Source organism: Pseudomonas sp. NPDC087336 (assembly GCF_044744285.1).
Lineage (GTDB): Bacteria > Pseudomonadota > Gammaproteobacteria > Pseudomonadales > Pseudomonadaceae > Aquipseudomonas.
Map to the genome: position 1 here is coordinate 35,568 of NZ_JBIUYA010000014.1, position 19,737 is coordinate 55,304.

At 59.0% G+C, this 19,737-nt stretch carries 15 protein-coding genes; 6 read left to right on the top strand and 9 right to left on the bottom strand.

Translation table 11 applies throughout. The features are described 5' to 3' along the window. Positions 1 to 150: 150 nt before the first annotated feature. The 3 genes from ACIO0C_RS15860 to ACIO0C_RS15870 all read left to right on the top strand — a co-directional run bounded on the left by ACIO0C_RS15860 (position 151) and on the right by ACIO0C_RS15870 (position 3,557). Positions 151 to 1,734 carry a peptide chain release factor 3 gene (locus ACIO0C_RS15860; protein WP_110746776.1) on the top strand — a complete coding sequence of 528 codons (1,584 nt, stop codon included), beginning with the start codon at positions 151 to 153 and terminating at the stop codon, positions 1,732 to 1,734. Positions 1,735 to 2,057: 323 nt separating this feature from the next. Beyond that, positions 2,058 to 2,315 carry a hypothetical protein gene (locus ACIO0C_RS15865; protein ID WP_401313609.1) on the top strand — a complete coding sequence of 86 codons (258 nt, stop codon included), beginning with the start codon at positions 2,058 to 2,060 and terminating at the stop codon, positions 2,313 to 2,315. 339 nt (positions 2,316 to 2,654) lie between these two features. Next, positions 2,655 to 3,557 carry a hypothetical protein gene (locus ACIO0C_RS15870; protein WP_401313611.1) on the top strand — a complete coding sequence of 301 codons (903 nt, stop codon included), beginning with the start codon at positions 2,655 to 2,657 and terminating at the stop codon, positions 3,555 to 3,557. A gap of 177 nt (positions 3,558 to 3,734) precedes the next feature. On the opposite strand, the gene ACIO0C_RS15875 is transcribed toward ACIO0C_RS15870, so the two are convergent. The 9 genes from ACIO0C_RS15875 to ACIO0C_RS15915 all read right to left on the bottom strand — a co-directional run bounded on the left by ACIO0C_RS15875 (position 3,735) and on the right by ACIO0C_RS15915 (position 15,795). After that, the gene (locus ACIO0C_RS15875) at positions 3,735 to 4,715 is read right to left on the bottom strand and encodes a peptide ABC transporter ATP-binding protein (protein ID WP_008057467.1); all 981 of its coding nucleotides are present in this window, start codon (positions 4,713 to 4,715) and stop codon (positions 3,735 to 3,737) included. After that, positions 4,715 to 5,683 carry an ABC transporter ATP-binding protein gene (locus tag ACIO0C_RS15880; RefSeq protein WP_020796604.1) on the bottom strand — a complete coding sequence of 323 codons (969 nt, stop codon included), beginning with the start codon at positions 5,681 to 5,683 and terminating at the stop codon, positions 4,715 to 4,717. Before ACIO0C_RS15880 ends, ACIO0C_RS15875 begins: the two co-directional genes overlap by 1 nt. Before the next feature lie 10 nt (positions 5,684 to 5,693). Then, the gene (locus tag ACIO0C_RS15885) at positions 5,694 to 6,620 is read right to left on the bottom strand and encodes an ABC transporter permease subunit (protein ID WP_046820587.1); all 927 of its coding nucleotides are present in this window, start codon (positions 6,618 to 6,620) and stop codon (positions 5,694 to 5,696) included. Between the two features lie 11 nt (positions 6,621 to 6,631). Further along, complete coding sequence (locus tag ACIO0C_RS15890) at positions 6,632 to 7,642, bottom strand: ABC transporter permease subunit (protein WP_104450921.1); 1,011 nt, start codon at positions 7,640 to 7,642, stop codon at positions 6,632 to 6,634. Between the two features lie 72 nt (positions 7,643 to 7,714). After that, positions 7,715 to 9,310, bottom strand: a complete 1,596-nt coding sequence (locus ACIO0C_RS15895) for an ABC transporter substrate-binding protein (protein ID WP_401313614.1) — start codon at positions 9,308 to 9,310, stop codon at positions 7,715 to 7,717. A gap of 78 nt (positions 9,311 to 9,388) precedes the next feature. Further along, entirely contained in the window at positions 9,389 to 10,822 is a 1,434-nt protein-coding gene (locus ACIO0C_RS15900; protein WP_401313616.1) for an OprD family porin, read from the bottom strand. A gap of 173 nt (positions 10,823 to 10,995) precedes the next feature. Further along, complete coding sequence (locus ACIO0C_RS15905; protein WP_401313618.1) at positions 10,996 to 12,597, bottom strand: ABC transporter substrate-binding protein; 1,602 nt, start codon at positions 12,595 to 12,597, stop codon at positions 10,996 to 10,998. A 308-nt stretch (positions 12,598 to 12,905) separates the two neighbouring features. Next, positions 12,906 to 14,531: an ABC transporter substrate-binding protein gene (locus ACIO0C_RS15910; RefSeq protein ID WP_401313620.1), complete on the bottom strand. Its 1,626-nt coding sequence runs from the start codon at positions 14,529 to 14,531 to the stop codon at positions 12,906 to 12,908. A 547-nt stretch (positions 14,532 to 15,078) separates the two neighbouring features. Beyond that, the gene (locus ACIO0C_RS15915) at positions 15,079 to 15,795 is read right to left on the bottom strand and encodes an SIMPL domain-containing protein (RefSeq protein ID WP_401313621.1); all 717 of its coding nucleotides are present in this window, start codon (positions 15,793 to 15,795) and stop codon (positions 15,079 to 15,081) included. Positions 15,796 to 16,043: 248 nt separating this feature from the next. Here ACIO0C_RS15915 and ACIO0C_RS15920 point away from each other — a divergent pair, with 248 nt between their 5' ends. The 3 genes from ACIO0C_RS15920 (at position 16,044) to ACIO0C_RS15930 (ending at position 19,684) form a co-directional block, all read left to right on the top strand. Then, positions 16,044 to 17,306 (top strand): ATP-binding protein, encoded by a 1,263-nt coding sequence (locus ACIO0C_RS15920; RefSeq protein WP_008057482.1) that lies wholly within the window; start codon positions 16,044 to 16,046, stop codon positions 17,304 to 17,306. Continuing rightward, complete coding sequence (locus ACIO0C_RS15925; protein ID WP_008057484.1) at positions 17,299 to 17,859, top strand: response regulator transcription factor; 561 nt, start codon at positions 17,299 to 17,301, stop codon at positions 17,857 to 17,859. The genes ACIO0C_RS15920 and ACIO0C_RS15925 overlap by 8 nt, the downstream gene beginning before the upstream one ends. Positions 17,860 to 17,956: 97 nt before the next feature. Further along, a complete protein-coding gene (locus tag ACIO0C_RS15930; protein ID WP_401313624.1) occupies positions 17,957 to 19,684 on the top strand; it encodes an ABC transporter ATP-binding protein/permease in 1,728 nt (575 codons plus the stop codon). Positions 19,685 to 19,737 lie beyond the last annotated feature (53 nt).

Here is a 19,737-nt window from a genome sequence, read left to right on the forward strand (position 1 = left end):
CGTTACGGGGGAGTGGACGTCTCCGTGCTTTAAAAGGTTCCCATCTAAGGCAGCATTTGGCCACCCCTGATGTGCTCAACGGTTCGGTTATTGACTCAACTTGGGCTATAATCTGCGCCCTTTTTTGAATCACCTGCCAGGCGATTTCCCATGACCAAACAGGCCGCCGAAGTCGCGAAACGCCGCACTTTCGCCATTATTTCCCACCCCGATGCCGGTAAGACCACCATCACCGAGAAGCTCCTGCTGATGGGCAAGGCGATTGCGGTAGCCGGTACGGTGAAATCTCGTAAATCCGACCGCCATGCCACCTCCGACTGGATGGAAATGGAAAAACAACGGGGTATTTCCATTACCACGTCGGTCATGCAGTTCCCGTATCGCGAGCACATGATCAACCTGCTCGACACCCCGGGCCACGAAGACTTCTCCGAAGACACCTACCGCACCCTGACGGCAGTGGACTCGGCGTTGATGGTCCTCGACGGCGGTAAGGGCGTTGAGCCACGGACCATCGCCCTGATGGACGTCTGCCGTCTGCGCGATACGCCGATCGTCAGCTTCATCAACAAACTCGACCGTGACATCCGCGACCCGATCGAACTGCTCGACGAAATCGAAGCGGTCCTCAAGATCAAGGCCGCGCCGATCACCTGGCCGATCGGGTGCTACCGCGACTTCAAGGGTGTGTACCACCTGGCCGACGACTACATCATCGTCTACACCGCCGGTCACGGCCACGAGCGCACCGAAACCAAGATCATCGAGAAGCTCGATTCCGCTGAAGCCCGTGCCCACCTGGGTGACGAGTACGAGCGTTTCATCGAGCAGCTGGAACTGGTGCAGGGTGCCTGCCACGAGTTCAACCAGCAGGAATTCCTAGACGGCCAGCTGACCCCGGTGTTCTTCGGTACCGCCCTGGGTAACTTCGGTGTTGACCACGTCCTCGACGCCGTCGTTGATTGGGCGCCGCGCCCGCTGGCACGGGTGGCCAACGAGCGCACCGTGGAACCGGTGGAAGAGAAGTTCTCAGGCTTCATCTTCAAGATCCAGGCGAACATGGACCCCAAGCACCGCGACCGTATCGCCTTCATGCGGATCTGCTCCGGCAAGTACGAAAAAGGCATGAAGATGCGCCACGTGCGCACCGGCAAGGACGTGCGGATCGGCGATGCGCTGACCTTCTTCTCCTCCGAGCGTGAGCAACTGGAAGAAGCGTTCGCCGGTGACATCATCGGCCTGCACAACCACGGCACCATCCAGATCGGCGACACCTTCACCGAAGGCGAAGTCCTGGGCTTCACCGGTATCCCGCACTTCGCCCCGGAACTGTTCCGCCGCGTACGCCTGCGTGACCCGTTGAAATCCAAGCAACTGCGCCAGGGCCTGCAACAATTGGCCGAAGAAGGCGCGACCCAGGTGTTCTTCCCCGAGCGCAGCAACGACATCATCCTCGGCGCCGTCGGTGTGCTGCAGTTCGACGTGGTCGCCAGCCGCCTGAAAGAGGAATACAAGGTCGAGTGCTCCTACGAGCCAATCACCGTGTACTCCGCGCGCTGGATCGAATGCAGCGACAAGAAGAAGCTTGAGGAATTCTCCAACAAGGCCGTGGAAAACCTGGCACTGGACGGCGGCGGTCACCTGACCTACCTCGCGCCGACCCGGGTCAACCTGGCACTGATGGAAGAACGCTGGCCGGACGTGAAATTCCGTGCGACGCGTGAGCATCACTAAGCGTTAACTTAATCCAGAAACCCCGACGCGAAAGCTTCGGGGTTTTTTTTGGCCAGCGATGGGCCCTGTGGGAGCGAGCTTGCTCGCGATGACGGTCTGTCATTCAACAGTGATGCTGACAGTTAGTCCGCTATCGCGAGCAAGCTCGCTCCCACAGGGGGCATTGTTGTTAGTGGGTTTGGGTATAACCCTTATTCAAATCCAGTCTCTACATTCATGGCATTTCCGCCCAGTCGTTAGCGTCCTATCTGGAGAATCGGGCTGATCGCAACTAGATTTAATCAGCGCCAAGACAGGCACTCTACGAAAGGATGGATTCGGCTATGAACAGGTTGCTACGCATTGTGTTGCTGTTGAAGGTTTTGGTCATGCTGGCCCTCGGCAGTTCGGCGGTCTGGGCCGAGTGCGAGGATCACGAAAGCCAGGCGTCCAGCGGGCAGGGAACCCATGGTGATCTGATGATCGCCAAGTCCGAATCGGAACCGGGCGACAAGGGGCAGGGCGGTAGTGCGGGTGACGATGACTCGACCACCGATGAGCCGGACTCCGATGACGCCGACGAGGGTGATAGCCAGACGTAAATTGCAGGAAAAATAAACCCCTTTTACCAGCTCAGTGTGCAGGCCTTAGGAAGCGGTAAGGAGATCCTCTGTGGGAGCGAGCCTGCTCGCGAAAGCAGTCCTTCAGTCACCAGCTATTTTGACTGAGAAGACGTCTTCGCGAGCAGGCTCGCTCCCACATTATTTAAGCTGCGCCGTCGAGGAATGGGCAAACTACATGGGGCGGGCGCTCGTTGATAAGTAGGCGTACCGTTTATCTGAACTGTCATTTTTAACAGCTAGGTTTTCATTATCGGGTCTGGTCTATTTGGTTTGTAACGAACCAACAGATGTCCATCACTGACCGAGAAGGCCCTAATCATGGCAGATGAAATTATCACGCAGGATAATGACGAACCTCAGAATCCGTTATGGGATGCCCCGACTATCAAAGCGCCCAAGCCCAATTCAACCGTTTCTCCTGGATTTCAAATTATCGCCGGCGAGTATCTTTCAGCAAAAACTGATTGGCGAATACATATCATGCAAGGCGATAAGCTGGTCAGGGAATTTAAGGCTTTTGGAGTTAGTGTTTATCTTGATGTGCCATATGATGTCATCCCCCAAGGAGAAGCGTTCTACTTTAAAGTTGATTACTATAAATGGCCCTCCTGGAGCAATTGGGCTTATTCGGGCGATTTGTTAATGGCTGAACTCGGCGATCCGACAATTCTAAAACCTGTCGACAATGAAGTTGTAACAATAAAAAATCCAGAGGTGTCAGGGATCGGTGTGGCCGGCGCCAACATTGTCGTGAAAACCGCAGATCATTCAATGGTGGTTTGTCAGACTACCGTGAATTCAGACGGTACCTGGCGCGATACGCTTTCAGAATATGTGTCCTCCTTCCCAGTAGCTATAACTGCAAGGCAAACTTTTCGACAACTAGTCTCCGGTTGGTCGAACATTGTTAATATTAATTACCTCTACTCCGACTTGAAAGCGCCTGTCATTCTAAAGCCGTTGCCGAATGCTTATGTTAAAAGGACTGAAGTAGTAGTGTCTGGTAATAACTGTGCTCCGGGCGCCAAGGTCAATTTATATAAGGCAGGCTCTGGTGTTGATCTTCATGGCACAGGAACGGTGCAGCCAGATGGAACATGGACAATAAACGCTAAACCCGAACTGCTCTTCATTGGGCCGTTCCAGTTAACTGTTCAACAGGTTCTTGACGGCAAGCCTTCCGGGTACTCGGACACTGTGAAAATTATTCTTACCATATAGTTAACCTGGTTCGGCGATGCTGCCGATGACTCCGCTTTTGTCACCGGCATGTCGGTAACAAGGCGATTGCCGCTATTAAATCGCAAACAAAAGAAAACCCCCTCCACCGGACTGATGCGCAGTCCTGAGGAAGGGGGCCTGTATCACTTGTGGGAGCAGGTTCGCTCCCACATTCCGTTACGCCGCGCCGTCGAGAAACTGCTCGGCGTAGTGGCAAGCCACCTGCCGGTTATCGAGAGGGCGCAGGGCTGGCTCTTCGGTTTTGCAGCGCTCGGTCGCATACGGGCAACGCTTGTGGAAAGCGCAGCCCGGTGGCGGGTTCAGCGGGTTGGGCAACTCGCCGACGATCTTGATTTTCGGCTTGTTGGGGTCCGGGTGAATGGTCGGGGTGGCCGACAGGAGCGCCTGGGTGTACGGGTGCAGGGGGCGCTCGTAGATATCGTTCTTCGGACCGATTTCCACCGGGCGGCCGAGGTACATCACCATCACGTCATCGGCGACATGTTGCACCACCGCCAGGTTGTGGGAGATGAACACGTAGGCGGTGTTGAACTCTTGCTGCAGGTCCATGAACAGGTTCAGCACCTGCGCCTGGATCGACACGTCCAGCGCCGAGGTCGGTTCGTCCGCCACCAGCACTTTCGGTTGCAGCATCATCGCGCGAGCCAGGGCGATCCGCTGGCGCTGGCCGCCGGAGAACATGTGCGGATAGCGCTGGTAGTGCTCAGGACGCAAGCCCACCTGCTTCATCATCGCCTGGACTTTCTCGCGACGTTCGGTGGCCGACAGGTTGGTGTTGATCAACAGCGGTTCGGCCAGCTGATCACCGATTTTCTGCCGTGGGTTCAGCGACGCGTACGGGCTCTGGAACACCATCTGCACGTCTTTGCGCAGTTGCTTGCGCTGGGCCTTGTCGGCACCGGCGACTTCCTGGCCGGCGATTTTCAGGGAGCCGGAGGACGGTTCTTCGATCAGGGTCAGGGCACGGGCCAGGGTGGATTTGCCGCAGCCCGACTCACCCACCACGGCGAGGGTCTTGCCGGCTTCCAGTTCGAACGACACACCGTTGAGGGCACGTACGGTGGCATGCCCCTTGAACAGGCCACGGGACACTTCGTAATGACGGGTCAGGTCGCGGGCGGTAAGAACGACGGCCATTACGCCACCTCCTGGTTCAGCGGGTAGAAGCAGCGGGCGAGGCTGTTGCTTTTCGGATCAAGGGCTGGACGCTGCACGCGGCAGTTGTCCTGCACGTATGGGCAGCGCGGCGACAACAGGCAGCCCTGCGGACGGTCGTAGCGACCGGGGACAATGCCCGGCAGGGTCGACAGGCGCGAGGCACCCAGGCTGTGTTCCGGAATCGCCTTGAGCAGCGCTTCGCTGTACGGGTGGGCCGGGATGTCGAACAGTTGCGGCACCTGGCCAACTTCGACCGCCTGGCCGGCGTACATCACGCACACGCGCTGGGCAGTTTCGGCCACCACCGCGAGGTCGTGGGTGATCAGCACCAGGCCCATGTTCTGCTCTTTCTGCAACGCCAGCAGCAGGTCCATGATCTGTGCCTGGATAGTCACGTCGAGTGCTGTGGTCGGTTCGTCGGCGATCAGCAGTTTCGGTTCGCCGGCAATCGCCATGGCGATCGCAACACGCTGGCTCATGCCGCCGGACAGTTGATGCGGGTAGGCGTCCATACGGCTGGCGGCGCCCGGGATTTCCACTTTTTCCAACAGTTCGATGGCGCGTTTACGTGCTTGCTTGCCAGACATTTTCAGGTGCAGGCGCAGCACTTCCTCGATCTGGAAACCAACGGTGTAGCTCGGGTTCAGCGCGGTCATCGGATCCTGGAAGACCATGGACAGGTCTTTACCGACGATCTGCCGACGCTGGCGATTGTTGAGCTTGAGCATGTCCTTGCCGTCAAAGCTGAGCGAGTCGGCGGTGACGATGCCTGGATGTTCGATCAGGCCCATCAGCGCCATCATGGTCACGGATTTACCCGAACCCGACTCGCCAACGATGGCCAGCACTTCGCCCTTGTCGACTTTCAGGTCGAGGCCATCGACCACAGGCGTTGCGTTCTTGTCGCCAAAGCGAACGTTGAGATTCTTGATTTCTAGCAGTGACATTGGAATCTCCTCAGGCGGCGTTCTTGAGTTTCGGGTCCAGCGCATCGCGCAGGCCGTCACCCATCAAGTTGATTGCCAGCACGCTGAGCAAAATGGTCAGGCCAGGCAGGCTGACGACCCACCAGGCGCGTTCGATGTAGTCGCGGGCCGAGGCCAGCATGGTGCCCCACTCGGGGGTTGGCGGTTGTACGCCAAGGCCGAGGAAGCCCAGGGCGGCGGCATCGAGAATCGCAGACGAAAAACTCAAGGTTGCCTGGACGATCAGCGGCGCCATGCAGTTGGGCAGTACGGTCACGAACATCAGGCGTGGCAGGCCGGCACCGGCCAGGCGCGCGGCGGTCACGTAGTCGCGGTTCAGCTCGCCCATGACCGCGGCGCGGGTCAGGCGAACATAGGACGGCAGGGACACCACGGCGATGGCGATCACGGTGTTGATCAGGCCAGGGCCGAGGATGGCGACGATCGCCACGGCCAGCAGCAGGGACGGCAGGGCCAGCATGATGTCCATCAGGCGCATGATGGTCGGGCCGACCGCTTTGGGGAAGAAGCCGGCGAACAGGCCCAGCAGAATCCCCGGGATCAGCGACATCACCACCGATGACAAACCGATCAGCAGCGACAGGCGCGAACCCTGGATCAGGCGCGACAGCAGGTCGCGGCCCAGTTCATCGGTACCCAGCAAGAACTGGATCTGCCCACCTTCCAGCCAGGCTGGCGGGGTCAGCAGGAAGTCGCGGTACTGCTCGCTTGGGTCATGGGGTGCAACCCAGGGGGCGAAGATGGCGCAGAAAATCACCAGCAGCATGAACATCAGGCCGGCAACGGCACCTTTGTTCTTGGAAAACGCTTGCCAGAATTCTTTGTACGGCGATGGGTACAGCAGGCTTTGATCCACGGCGGAGGTGGCGGTGGCTACTGAGGATGTTGGAGTGCTCATGGGTTTTGACCTCAGCGCTGATGACGGATGCGTGGGTTGGCAAAGCCGTAGAGGATGTCCACTACGAAGTTGACCAGAATCACCAGGCAGGCGATTAACAGGATGCCGTTTTGTACGACCGGGTAGTCACGGGCGCCGATGGCTTCGATCAGCCATTTGCCGATGCCCGGCCAGGAGAAGATGGTTTCGGTCAGGACCGCACCGGCCAGCAGGGTGCCGACTTGCAGGCCGACCACGGTCAGCACCGGGATCAGCGCGTTACGCAGGCCGTGCACGAACACCACGCGCGACGGCGACAGGCCCTTGGCCTTGGCGGTACGGATGTAGTCTTCACGCAGCACTTCAAGCATCGACGAACGGGTCATCCGCGCGATCACCGCCAGCGGGATGGTGCCGAGCACGATGGCCGGCAGGATCAGGTGGTGCAGGGCATCGACGAACGCGCCGACGTCATCGGCCAGCAGCGTGTCGATCAGCATGAAGCCGGTGCGCGGCTCGATGTCATAGAGCAGGTCGATCCGCCCGGACACCGGAGTCCAGCCCAGGGAGACCGAGAAGAACATGATCAGGATCAGGCCCCACCAGAAGATCGGCATCGAGTATCCCGCCAGGGAGACACCCATCACCCCATGGTCGAACAGGGACCCTCGCTTGAGTGCCGCGATCACCCCGGCCAGCAGGCCCAGGATACCGGCGAACAACAGGGCGGCCATGGACAGTTCCAGGGTCGCGGGGAATAGGGAGGTGAACTCGTTCCAGACACTTTCACGGGTACGCAGGGATTCCCCGAGATCGCCGTGGGCCAGTTTGCCGATGTAATCCAGGTACTGGGCATACAGGGGTTTGTTCAGACCTAGGCGTTCCATTGCCTGAGCGTGCATTTCCGGGTCGACTCTGCGTTCGCCCATCATGACTTCCACGGGGTCGCCAGGGATCATGCGAATCAATGCGAAAGTCAGCAAGGTGATGCCGAAGAACGTGGGGATCAGTAACCCCAGTCGGCGGGCAATAAAACTAAACATCGTAAGGTGTACCTCATCAGCCGGTTAGGCGTGCCCGGCATGCCTGGGTCAGGAATGCCGGGAGTTTCTTATCTACTTCACCTGGGTGGTGGCGAAGTTATTGGTGGTGAGCGGGCTAATTTGGTAGCCCTCTACGTTGTTACGCATTGCAGTGAACATTCTTGTGTGCGCCAGGCTGATCCATGGCTGGTCCTGGTTAAAGATAACCTGTGCCTGTTCGTACAGTGCTGCACGCTCGGCCGGGTCGGTTTTTTCCCGGGCCTGGTCAAGCAGGGCCTGGAATTTATCATTGCACCAGCGAGCGTAGTTTTCGCCGTTCTTCGCCGCCTCGCAACTGAGCATAGGCGTCAGGAAGTTATCCGGGTCGCCGTTATCACCCGCCCATCCGGCGGAAACCATATCGTGCTCGCCATTTTTCGCGCGTTTGAGCATTTCGCCCCATTCCATCACGCGGATGTCGATCTTGATCCCCACCTTGGCCAGGTCGGCCTGCATCATCTGTGCGCCGAGCATCGGGTTGGGGTTGGTCGCGCCACCGCCGTTGCGGGTGAACAGGGTGAACACGGTACCTTCCGGTACGCCGGCTTCCTTGAGCAGGGCGCGGGCCTTGTCCAGGTCGCGGGGCGGGTTCTTCAGGTCGTGGTTGTAGCCCAGCAGGGTGTCCGGGAACGGGTTGACCGCCGCGGTCGCATTGCCTTTGCCGAACAGCGCGTTGACGGCCGCTTCCTTGTCGAAGGCGATGTCGATGGCTTTACGTACGCGCACGTCACTCAGGTATTTGTGCTGGGTGTTGATGGCGATGTACGCGACGGTCATCGCGTTCAGTTCATCGACCTTCAGCTTGGTGTCTTTCTTGATGCTCGGGATGTCGTCCGGTTTCGGGTACAGCGCGACCTGGCATTCGTTGGCCTTGAGCTTCTGCAGGCGCACGTTGTTGTCGGTGGCGATGGCCAGGATCAGCGAATCAGCCGGCGGCTTGCCACGGAAATAGTCCGGGTTGGCCTTGAAGCGGACCTGAGCGTCCTTGTTGTAACGCTGGAAGACAAACGGACCGGTGCCGATCGGCTTGCTGTTCAGGTCGCCGGTCTTGTTGGCCTTGAGCAGCTGGTCGGCGTATTCGGCAGGGTAGATCGAGGAGAACGCCATGGCGATGTCAGCCAAAAACGGCGCTTCGCGGCGGGTCAGGGTGAACTTGACCGTGTTGTCGTCGACTTTTTCGACGTTTTTCAGCAGTTCCTTGAAGCCCATGCTTTCAAAGTACGGGAAGCCCACGCTCGACAGTTTGTGCCATGGGTGGTTCGGGTCCAGCTGCCGCTGGAAGCTCCAGACCACGTCGTCGGCATTCATGTCGCGGGTAGGCTTGAAGTATTCAGTGGTGTGAAACTTGACGCCTTTGCGCAGGTGGAAGGTGTAGGTCAGGCCGTCCTCACTGATGTCCCAGGATTCGGCCAGTGCCGGAATCACATCAGTGGTCCCGGGCTTGAAGTCCGCCAGGCGATTGAAGATGGTTTCGGCCACCGCGTCGGCTGTGACTGCAGTCGTGTACTGGACCATGTCGAAGCCTTCGGGGCTGGCTTCGGTGCAGACCACCAGCGGCTTGGCCGATACACCCAACGCGACACTCAGCAAGGCGGCCGCGATGGCCGCACGTAGGGGAAGCATTTTCATCAAGAACCCTCTGCAATCGGTTGAAAGACAAAAGCCGAACGACTGATTCGTTGTTGAATCAGCCGTGCGGCCGGTGCATTACAGGATGTTGAACGGAACAGTGGTCACGAGACGGAACTCGTTGATGCTGCCGTCAGCCTGGAATTCGCTGGCGCGGTGAGCGGTATAGGTTGCGCGAACAGTGGTGGCCTTGAACGGGCCGCTCTGTACGGCGTAGGTAGCACCGATACCATATTCGTAATGGTGTTCGCCGTCCTGTTCCTGAATGCCGTCGTAGCCCTTGCCGGCTACACCTTTGTTGCCGGTGTAGTGAGTGCCGTCGATACCCCAGCCGCGCGCCTGGTAGATGTTGAACTTCAGGCCTGGTACGCCGTATTCGGCCATGTTCAGGCCGTAGGCAACCTGGAACGACTTCTCGTTCGGGCCGTTGAAGTCCGACAGCAGGGAGTTGGCCAGGTAGATGCCGTTGGTTTCGTGCAGGTAGTCGAAGTACTCGTTACCGTTCACTTCCTGGTACGAGAAAGTCAGGCTGTGGGCCTGGTGGGTCAGGCCGAACGACAGGGAGTAGGTGTCGTTGTCGATGTCGCCGATCAGCGCTTTGCCTTCTTCCTGGGTTTTGTAGTAGTTCAGGCCGGTGGTCAGGCTCAGTACCTGGCTGTCGCCCAGTACGTGGGTGGCGCCGAAGTAGTACTGGTTCCAGATGTCCTCGGCCTGGGTGGCCCAGAGGCTGGTAGTCAGGCTGGCGAACGGGGTGTAGGTGATACCGCCGGTGTAGACGTGATCGGATTCAACGATGCCGTTGGCGTATTCGGTGCGGAATTTGCGTTGGCTTTGTTCGGTACGCGGCGAGTTGCGATCGAAGGTGGCCAGGTCGAACGCCAGGTTGTTCAGCTCTTCGCTGTGGATTGCCACACCCTGGAAGCTCGAAGGCAGCGCACGGTTACCGATGACGTCGACCATCGGGCTGCTGAAGTTCTGACGACCGGCGGTCAGGGTGGTGTTGGAGATACGCGCCTTGACGTTGGCCAGGCCCAGCTTGCTCCACTGGCCAACGGCGTCGCCGCCTTCTTCGGTCAGGGTACGGTTGTTGCCAGCGCCTGGGCGAGTGCCCGGTGCGCCGCCGTTGTTGGACGCCAGGTCCTTGCGGTCCTGGTCCAGGGCGATGGCGTTGTAGGCCGCCACTTCCGTGCTGAAACCGACATTACCTTCGGTGAAGCCCGAGTTGTACTTGACGATCGTGCCCTGAACCCAGTTGATGCGACGGTCAGTCGGGGTCGATACGCCATCTTTCTTGTAGGAGAAATTGGCGCCACGCTTGAGTTGTTCGTTGGCGTACCAGTTACGGGTCGTGCCGCTGATCGACTGGCCTTCGAGGAAACCGGTGGCTTCGCTCTGGGCGCTTTTTTCATTTACGGTAACCGGGGTGTACGCCTGGCTCTGAGTTTCAGCGTACGCCGTGGCGGTGATACTGCTGATGGCCAAGGCCAGTATCGCGGTGCTGCTCAGTTTCATGGGTGAAGCTCCTTACTTTCTATTATTAATGCCGGCCTTTTTTGGTGGTTCGGCTATTTGTTTTGGAACTCTTTCACGCATAGCAAACGTTTGCTGGAGGCCGGATTGGCGAATTACGGCAATACGCTTGCGTGAGGGCGCAATGCGCCCCCAGCGTTTTCAGCTACACGGTTTTATTTTTCGATGCTGACACCCGAGAAAACGTTGCGACCGAAAGGGCTGACCTTGAACCCTTCGATTTTGGCGCTCAACGGCTGGTTGACCGTTGAGTGGGCGACCGGCGTGATCGGTACCTGCTGCTTGAGGTACTGCTGCGCCTGTTTGTAGAGCAGGGTGCGCTGGTCGCGGTCGGTCACGACCTTGGCCTGCTTGATCAGCTTGTCGTAAGCCGGATCACACCACATGGAGTAGTTGTTGCCACCGATGGCATCGCAGCTGTACAGCGTGCCGAGCCAGTTGTCCGGGTCACCGTTGTCACCGGTCCAGCCGATCAGGCTGATGTCGTGCTCGCCATTCTTGGTGCGCTTGATGTACTCGCCCCATTCGTAGCTGACGATCTTGACCTTGAGGCCGATCTTCGCCCAGTCAGCCTGGAGCATTTCGGCCATCAACTTGGCGTTGGGGTTGTAGGGACGCTGTACGGGCATGGCCCACAGGGTGATTTCGGTGCCTTCCTTCACGCCGGCAGCCTTGAGCAGTTCCTTGGCTTTTTCCGGGTTGTAGGCGGCGTCCTTGATAGTGTCATCGTAGGACCATTGGGTCGGCGGCATGGCGTTGACCGCCAGTTGCCCTGCGCCCTGGTAAACGGCGTTGAGAATGCCTTGCTTGTTCACCGCCATGTCCAGCGCCTGGCGCACTTCGAGCTGGTCGAATGGCTTGTGACGCACGTTATAGGCGATGTAGCCCAGGTTGAAACCGGGCTTTTCGATCAACTGCAGCGCAGGATCGTTCTTCAGCGCGGTCACGTCGGCGGGGCGCGGGTGCAAGGTGATCTGGCACTCATTGGCCTTGAGCTTCTGCACGCGCACCGAGGCGTCGGTGTTGATGGCGAAAATCAGGTTGTCGAGCTTGACCCGGCTCGGGTCCCAGTAGTGCTTGTTGCCGGTGTAACGGATGTTCGAGTCTTTCTGGTAGCTCTTGAACACGAACGGCCCGGTGCCGATGGGCTTCTGGTTGATGTCGCTCGGCTTGCCTTCGGCCAGCAGCTTGTCGGCGTACTCGGCAGAGAGGATCGCGGCGAAGCTCATGGCGATGTTCTGGATGAACGCGGCGTCGACGCTGTTGAGTGTCATGACCACGGTCAGCGGCCCGGTCTTTTCGACCTTGGCGATGTTCTTGTTCAGGCTCATCCCGTTGAAATACGGGAACTCGGTCGGGTAAGCCTTACGAAAGGGTTGTTGCGGGTCGAGCATGCGATTGAACGTGAACAGCACGTCATCGGCGTTGAAGTCGCGAGTCGGTGTGAAGTACTTGGTTGTATGAAACTTCACTCCCGGGCGCAGGTGAAAGGTGTATGTGAGGCCGTCCTCGGAAATATCCCAGCTGGTGGCCAGGCCAGGTACGACATTGGTCGAGCCTTTTTCAAACTCTGCCAGGCGGTTGTACAGCGGTTCGGCAGCGTCGTTATCGGTCGCGGTGGTGTACTGCGCGGTGTCGAAGCCGGCGGGGCTGCCTTCGGAGCAGAACACCAGGCTGTTGGGGGCGGCCTGGCTCATGGACGTGGCGGCCAAGAGGCCAGTGCCCAGCAATGCGGATAAAACCAAGGTATGGCGCATGACGCTCTCTCTTGTTCAGTGTTGTGACAATGAGCCTTCGTCCCGTGCGCAGACGGGGAGGCTTCACTGGTTTCCAGCCATGGCGTGCAGCAAAAAAAAAACCGAGGACCCACGCATTAGCTGGTCAGATCCCGACGGTATGTACCGTGGGTCCGGCAGTAAATACGAAAAGTCCGAAAGACTTGTGGGAAAAGACGACGCGTCCTAGCGCTCTGCTGTAGTTAGCGGGCGATTTGGATGTAGGTAATTTCCTGCTTTCTCGGTAGGCAGAGTAACGGCGACGTCATGAACGTCGCCGTTACCAAACCTTATTTGCTGACGCTGACGCCGTAGAAGGAGTTCAAGCCAAACGGGCTGATCTTGAAGTCCTGCACATTGGCGCGCATGGGTTGGAACACCGTCGAGTGAGCGATAGGTGTCATTGGCGTCTGATCTTTAAGGATGTGTTGCGCCTGTTTGTACAGCTCGGTGCGCTTGCCTTGATCCGAAGTGCGCTTGGCTTGCTTGACGATGTCGTCAAACGGCTTGTAGCACCATTTCGAGAAGTTGTTGCCTTCCAGCGAGTCGCAACCGAACAGCACGTTCAGCCAGTTGTCGGGATCACCATTGTCGCCGCTCCAGCCAATCAGCATCGCCTGGTTCTCGCCGCCTTTGGAGCGCTTGATGTACTCGCCCCACTCGTAGCTCTGGATCTTGACCTTGAGACCGACTTTCGCCCAGTCGGACTGCAGCATTTCGGCCATCAGCTTGGCGTTCGGGTTATACGGACGCTGTACCGGCATGGCCCAGAGAACGATTTCGGTGCCCTCTTTGACGCCGGCTTCCTTGAGCAGCTCCTTGGCTTTCTCAGGGTTGTACGGCGCATCCTTGATGGTGGTGTCGTAGGACCACTGGGTCGGCGGCATGGCGTTGACGGCCAGTTGGCCAGCGCCCTGGTACACCGAGTCGATGATCTGTTGCTTGTTGACCGCCATGTCCAGTGCCTGACGCACTTTCAGTTGGGCCAGCGGGTTTGGCTCGTTGCTGCCCTTGACCTTGTCCATCACGTTGTAGGCGATGTAGCCCAGGTTGAAACCCGCCTGGTCAGGCAGCTTCAGGGTCTTGTCTTCGCGCAGCGCTTTCAGGTCGGCCGGACGAGGGAACAGGGTGACCTGGCACTCGTTCTTCTTCAGCTTCTGGATACGTACCGATGGGTCGGTGGTGATGGCGAAGATCAGGTTGTCGATCTTGACGTCGTCCGGCTTCCAGTAGTCCTTGTTCCCGGTGTAGCGGATGTTGGAGTCTTTCTGGTAGCTCTTGAACACGAACGGACCGGTGCCGACCGGCTTCTGGTTAATGTCGGCGGCCTTGCCTTCTTTCAGCAACTGGGCTGCGTATTCGGCGGACTGGATCGAGGCGAAGCTCATGGCCATGTTCTGGATGAACGCGGCATCAACGTCTTTGAGGCTGAACTTGACGGTTTTGTCGTCGACTTTATCGATCTTGGTGATGTTGGTGTCCATCCCCATGTCGGTGAAGTACGGGAATTCGGTCGGGTACGCTTTGCGGAACGGGTCATCCTTGTTAATCATGCGATTGAAGGTGAACAGAACGTCGTCGGCGTTGAACTCACGAGTCGGCTTGAAATACGGGGTGGTGTGGAACTTGACGCCTTCGCGCAGGTGGAAGGTGTAGGTCAGGCCGTCATCGGAGACGTCCCAGCTGGTCGCCAGCCCAGGAATGACGGCGGTACCGCCGCGCTCGAACTGGGTCAGGCGGTTGAACATGGTTTCGGCAGAGGCGTCGAAGTCGGTTCCGGTGGTGTATTGACCTGGATCGAAACCGGCCGGGCTCCCTTCGGAGCAGAACACCAGGTTAGTCGCAGCTTGAGCGAACGGTGCACTAGCCAACAGGCTGGCGCCGACTAAAAACGGAATGACCGCGTGTTTAAGCATGGTGGCCTCATGATTTGTTGTCATTTTTTGATTTTGAGGACGACCTCGTGAGTCGTGCCTGCGGATACTTATGCAGGGGCCATACCCAATGCAAGATCCAGAGCGACTACAAGCGTTAAACAGTGGCACGAACGTACCTTAATGTCGCATTTGTATAAAAGTTGACGCATTTGACCGTTTGCGCGGCATTTTTGTAGTGCAACTGTTGCACTTTTATGGTGCGTTGAAGCATTGGGTTGCCCGTGAGTGGGGCGGGGTGTTACCTATTTATACCCCGTCCTTGAGGGGTGTGTACGTGGTTAATGGGAGTGGTTATCGTTGCACTGGTATTGGTCGCGGGTTGCGAGTAGTACAAGGTGCAACTTTTCGTTTCGTTTTGTAGGTTGTCTCTGTAGGAGTTGTAGGAGGCTGCGATTTTTTCGGTAGCACTCAAATGTCCCTGAGAGCATAGATCAGGATTAAAAGATCGCCGTCTGCGGCAGTTCTGCGGGAACAAAAAAACGGCGATCATTTTGGTGATCGCCGTTTTTGTTCAGGGGTTATCGAATCAAGGCATCAGCACTTCAATCGATCCATCGGCCGTCATGCTGACCTGGCTGGTGCCGGCTTCCACTTCCGGCGTCACCGCAGCGGCGTCCATGCTGGCGGCTTTCATCATCATCGGCCCGCGCATGTACGGTTGCGGGTAACCGATACTGTTGAAGTTCAGATTGACGATTTTGTAACCCTTGCCGCCCAGGGCATCGGTAGCCAATTGCGCGCGGGCCTTGAAGGCAGTCACGGCCTCTTTGAGCAGGGCGTCTTCGCTGGCCTTGCGGGTTGGCGTGGCGATGGCGAAATCCATGCCGCCCATTTTCAGGTCGGTGAGCAGTTCGCCGGTCAGCTTCGACAGGGCCGCGAAGTCCGGGCTTTCCAGGCGCAGTTCGGCACGCTCACGCCAGCCGGTGATTTTCTGGCCTTTGGCGTCGTAGATCGGGTAGCTGTTGCGACTGCCTTGGCGCAGGCTGATGTCCTTGACCTGTTTGGCCTGGGCCAGTGCCTTGTTCATGGTGGTGCTGACGTCCGCGGCGAGTTTGGCCGGATCGGTATTCTGTTCTTCGGTGTAGAGGGTCACGATCATCAAGTCGCGAGCCACTTCCTGGCTGACTTCGGCGCGCAGGGAAATCTGGTTGTAATGAAGCTCGTCGGCGGCCAGGGCCGGGAGGGCGGCGAGGGTGCCAGCACTCAGGGCAAGGAGGGCGGCGCTGCGGCGGAATATGTGCATGAAGGCTCCTAAGTGGGTGGCGCAGGTTGATGGTCCGGGCCTGCGTGAAACCATCAGACTCTAGCTTTGATGATCCGGTTCGCACAGTTACAACTTCTATACAGATGTATGGCAGATGCCCGCGATGACAATCTGACAGGCGCCGAAAAGTCCCGGGCCATGTGGCCGTTTGCCGCACTTTCGCCTGCCAGCGCCCGCGCTTGGTTATACTCCCGTCGATCCGCCTGGAGCGCTCATCAGGAGAGCTCATGCTCGCCCCCGTTCAAATCACTTCCGCCACGCGCCAGAATCTCTGGCGGTTGACGTTCATCCGCACCTTGGTCCTGGCCGCCCAAGCCGGTTCCGTAGGCCTGGCCTACTGGCTCGAACTGTTGCCGTTGCCCTGGTTCCAGCTGGCCGCGACCCTCGGCTGCTCGATGCTGCTGTGTGCCTTCACGGCCATTCGGCTGCGCACCAGCTGGCCGGTCACCGAGCTTGAATACGCGGTGCAACTGGCCTGCGACCTGTTTATCCACAGTGCATTACTGTATTTCTCGGGGGGGTCGACCAACCCCTTCGTCTCTTACTACCTGGTGCCGCTGACCATCGCGGCAGTGACCTTGCCATGGCGTTACTCGGTGATTCTGTCGGGCATCGCCCTGGCCATGTATACCTTGCTGCTGGCGCGCTTCTACCCGCTGCAAACCTTCCCGATCGCCCGGGAAAACCTGCAGGTGTACGGGATGTGGTTGAGTTTCGCCCTGGCGGCGGCGGTGATCACGTTCTTCGCCGCGCGCATGGCCGAGGAGCTGCGTCGTCAGGAAGAGCTGCGGGCCATTCGCCGGGAAGAAGGCCTGCGCGACCAGCAACTGCTGGCCGTCGCCACCCAGGCGGCGGGCGCCGCCCATGAGCTGGGCACACCGCTGGCAACCATGAGTGTGTTGCTCAAGGAGATGCAGCAGGATCATCCTGACCCGATGCTGCAGGATGACCTGAAGGTGCTGCAGGACCAGGTCAAGCTGTGCAAAGAGACCTTGCAGCAGCTCGTTCGGGCGGCGGAGGCCAATCGCCGGCTGGCGGTGCAGATGCAGGACGTCACCGACTGGCTCGACGAAGCGCTCAATCGCTGGCACCTGATGCGCCCGGAGGCCAGTTATCGCTTCCAGCGCCTCGGCCAGGGCACGGTACCGCGCATGGCGCCACCGCCGGACCTGACCCAGGCGCTGCTCAATTTGCTCAACAACGCGGCGGATGCCTGCCCTGAAGGGCTGCAAGTCACCTTGGACTGGAATGCCGAGGACTTGACCATCAGCATCCGCGACCACGGTGCCGGTGTGCCGCTGGCCATCGCCGAGCAGATCGGCAAGCCATTTTTTACCACCAAGGGCAAAGGTTTCGGCCTGGGCCTGTTTTTGAGCAAGGCCAGCGTGACACGCGCCGGCGGCTCAGTGAAACTCTATAGTCATGAGGAAGGCGGCACGCTCACTGAGCTGCGCCTGCCCCACGGCGCCCGAGGAGACCAACATGAGTGACGAAATCCAAGTCGAAGGCGAAGAACTGCCGCATTTGCTGCTGGTCGACGATGACGCGACCTTTACCCGGGTGATGGCCCGCGCCATGGCCCGTCGCGGCTTTCGCGTCAGCACCGCCGGTTCCGCCGAAGAGGGGCTGACAATCGCCCAGGCCGACCTGCCGGACTATGCCGCGCTGGACCTGAAAATGGATGGCGATTCGGGCCTGGTGTTGCTGCCCAAGTTGCTGGAAATGGACCCGGAAATGCGCGTGGTGATCCTCACCGGTTATTCGAGCATTGCCACCGCCGTGGAGGCGATCAAGCGCGGTGCCTGCAACTACCTGTGCAAGCCGGCCGACGCCGACGACGTGCTGGCCGCGCTGTTGTCCGAACACGCTGACCTCGACAGCCTGGTACCGGAAAACCCGATGTCCGTGGACCGCCTGCAGTGGGAACACATCCAGCGCGTGTTGACCGAGCACGAAGGCAACATCTCCGCCACTGCCCGCGCCCTGGGCATGCACCGCCGCACGCTGCAGCGCAAACTGCAGAAGCGTCCCGTTCGCCGCTGAACCTGCACTGAACGAATGCGGGCCGCTCCTCGCGACAATCCGAACCGATCATCTATGATCGGTTCGTGCGTGTATTTTTTCTTATCGAGCCTTATCCATGAATCAGAACGCTGAATATTCCGCGGTCAACGATGCTGTGCGCGGGCAGTTTTTTCGCAGAGTCTGGGCGATGGTCACGCCTTACTGGCGCAGTGAGGAGAAGGGCAAGGCCTGGACACTGCTGATCGCGGTGATCGCGCTGTCACTGATCAGCGTCGGCATCTCGGTGTGGTTCAACACCTGGTACAAGGATTTCTACAACGCCCTGCAACAGAAGGATGAAGCGGCGTTCTGGCGCCTGATCCTGTACTTCTGCGCCATTGCGGCGGTGGCGATCGTCGGCGCGGTGTACCGGCTCTACCTGACCCAGATGCTGACGATCCGTTGGCGGGCGTGGCTCACCGAAAAGCATTTCTCCCGCTGGCTCGCGGACAAGAACTACTACCAGCTGGAGCAGGGCGGTTACACCGATAACCCGGACCAGCGGATTTCCGAAGACCTCAATAACTTCACCAACGACACCTTGAGCCTGGGTATCGGCCTGCTGCGCAATGTGGTCAGCCTGGTGTCGTTCTCGATCATCCTCTGGGGCGTGTCGGGCAGCATCGAAGTGTTCGGCATCACCGTTCCCGGCTACATGTTCTGGTGCGTGCTGGTGTACGCAGTGGTGGGCAGTTGGCTGACGCATCTGATCGGTCGTCGCCTGATCGGCCTGAACAATCGCCAACAACGCTTCGAAGCCGACCTGCGTTTCTCCATGGTACGGGTTCGCGAGAATGCCGAAAGCATCGCGCTGTACAACGGCGAGCCCAATGAAAACCGCCGCTTGACCCAGCGTTTCTCGATGGTCTGGCACAACTTCTGGGACATCATGAAGGTGTCCAAGCGCCTGACCTTCTTCACCTCCGGTTACGAGCAGGCGGCGGTGATTTTCCCGTTCATGGTGGCGGCACCGCGATACCTGGCCGGCAAGATCGAACTGGGCGAACTGATGCAGATCAGCTCGGCGTTCGGCAATGTCCAGGACAGCTTCAGTTGGTTTATCACCGCGTACCAGAACCTCGCTTCCTGGCGCGCCACCTGTGATCGTCTGCTGAGCTTCCGTCAGGCCATGACCGACAACGAACAGCGCGCACCGGCCATCGACGTGCAGAACCAGGGTGAGGCGTTGAAGGTGCATAACCTTGGCCTGGACCTGGCCGACGGTCGCCACTTGCTGACCAACGCCGACATGACCGTGCAGAAGGGCGAGCGGGTCATGCTCAGTGGACGGTCCGGCAGCGGCAAATCGACTCTGTTGCGGGCGATGGGGCACCTGTGGCCGGCGGGGCATGGCAGCATTCGTCTGCCAGCGGCGCGTTATCTGTTCCTGCCGCAGAAACCGTATTTGCCGATTGGTACCCTGCGTGAAGCGTTGAGTTATCCACAGGCCGGCCATACCTATCCGAACGAGCGCTACGTGCACGTTCTGGAAACCTGCCGTTTGCCGCATCTGGTGGCGCGCCTCGACGAAGCCAATCACTGGCAGCGCATGTTGTCGCCGGGTGAACAGCAGCGCCTGGCCTTTGCCCGTGCACTGCTTTATGCCCCGCAATGGCTGTACATGGACGAAGCGACTTCGGCGATGGATGAAGAAGACGAGGCGTCGCTGTATCAGGCACTGATCGATGAGTTGCCGGACCTGAGTATCGTCAGCGTCGGCCATCGCAGCAGCCTCAAGCGCTTCCATCCGCGGCACATTCGTATCGAGAACGGCCATTTGGTGGACCAGACCGTGACCGCCTGAACGCCACCGCCCGGGGGTTGTGGGTGATCGTACAACCGCGTTGAGCTATGATG

Bases quoted from the DNA above. Each gene is read 5' to 3' on its own strand.
- ACIO0C_RS15865 (WP_401313609.1), top strand. From the start codon at position 2,058: ATGAACAGGTTGCTACGCATTGTGTTGCTGTTGAAGGTTTTGGTCATG.
- ACIO0C_RS15870 (WP_401313611.1), top strand. From the start codon at position 2,655: ATGGCAGATGAAATTATCACGCAGGATAATGACGAACCTCAGAATCCG.
- ACIO0C_RS15920 (WP_008057482.1), top strand. From the start codon at position 16,044: ATGCTCGCCCCCGTTCAAATCACTTCCGCCACGCGCCAGAATCTCTGG.
- ACIO0C_RS15895 (WP_401313614.1), bottom strand. From the start codon at position 9,310: ATGAAAATGCTTCCCCTACGTGCGGCCATCGCGGCCGCCTTGCTGAGT.
- ACIO0C_RS15905 (WP_401313618.1), bottom strand. From the start codon at position 12,597: ATGCGCCATACCTTGGTTTTATCCGCATTGCTGGGCACTGGCCTCTTG.
- ACIO0C_RS15860 (WP_110746776.1), top strand. From the start codon at position 151: ATGACCAAACAGGCCGCCGAAGTCGCGAAACGCCGCACTTTCGCCATT.
- ACIO0C_RS15880 (WP_020796604.1), bottom strand. From the start codon at position 5,683: ATGTCACTGCTAGAAATCAAGAATCTCAACGTTCGCTTTGGCGACAAG.
- ACIO0C_RS15930 (WP_401313624.1), top strand. From the start codon at position 17,957: ATGAATCAGAACGCTGAATATTCCGCGGTCAACGATGCTGTGCGCGGG.
- ACIO0C_RS15875 (WP_008057467.1), bottom strand. From the start codon at position 4,715: ATGGCCGTCGTTCTTACCGCCCGCGACCTGACCCGTCATTACGAAGTG.
- ACIO0C_RS15910 (WP_401313620.1), bottom strand. From the start codon at position 14,531: ATGCTTAAACACGCGGTCATTCCGTTTTTAGTCGGCGCCAGCCTGTTG.
- ACIO0C_RS15890 (WP_104450921.1), bottom strand. From the start codon at position 7,642: ATGTTTAGTTTTATTGCCCGCCGACTGGGGTTACTGATCCCCACGTTC.
- ACIO0C_RS15900 (WP_401313616.1), bottom strand. From the start codon at position 10,822: ATGAAACTGAGCAGCACCGCGATACTGGCCTTGGCCATCAGCAGTATC.
- ACIO0C_RS15925 (WP_008057484.1), top strand. From the start codon at position 17,299: ATGAGTGACGAAATCCAAGTCGAAGGCGAAGAACTGCCGCATTTGCTG.
- ACIO0C_RS15885 (WP_046820587.1), bottom strand. From the start codon at position 6,620: ATGAGCACTCCAACATCCTCAGTAGCCACCGCCACCTCCGCCGTGGAT.
- ACIO0C_RS15915 (WP_401313621.1), bottom strand. From the start codon at position 15,795: ATGCACATATTCCGCCGCAGCGCCGCCCTCCTTGCCCTGAGTGCTGGC.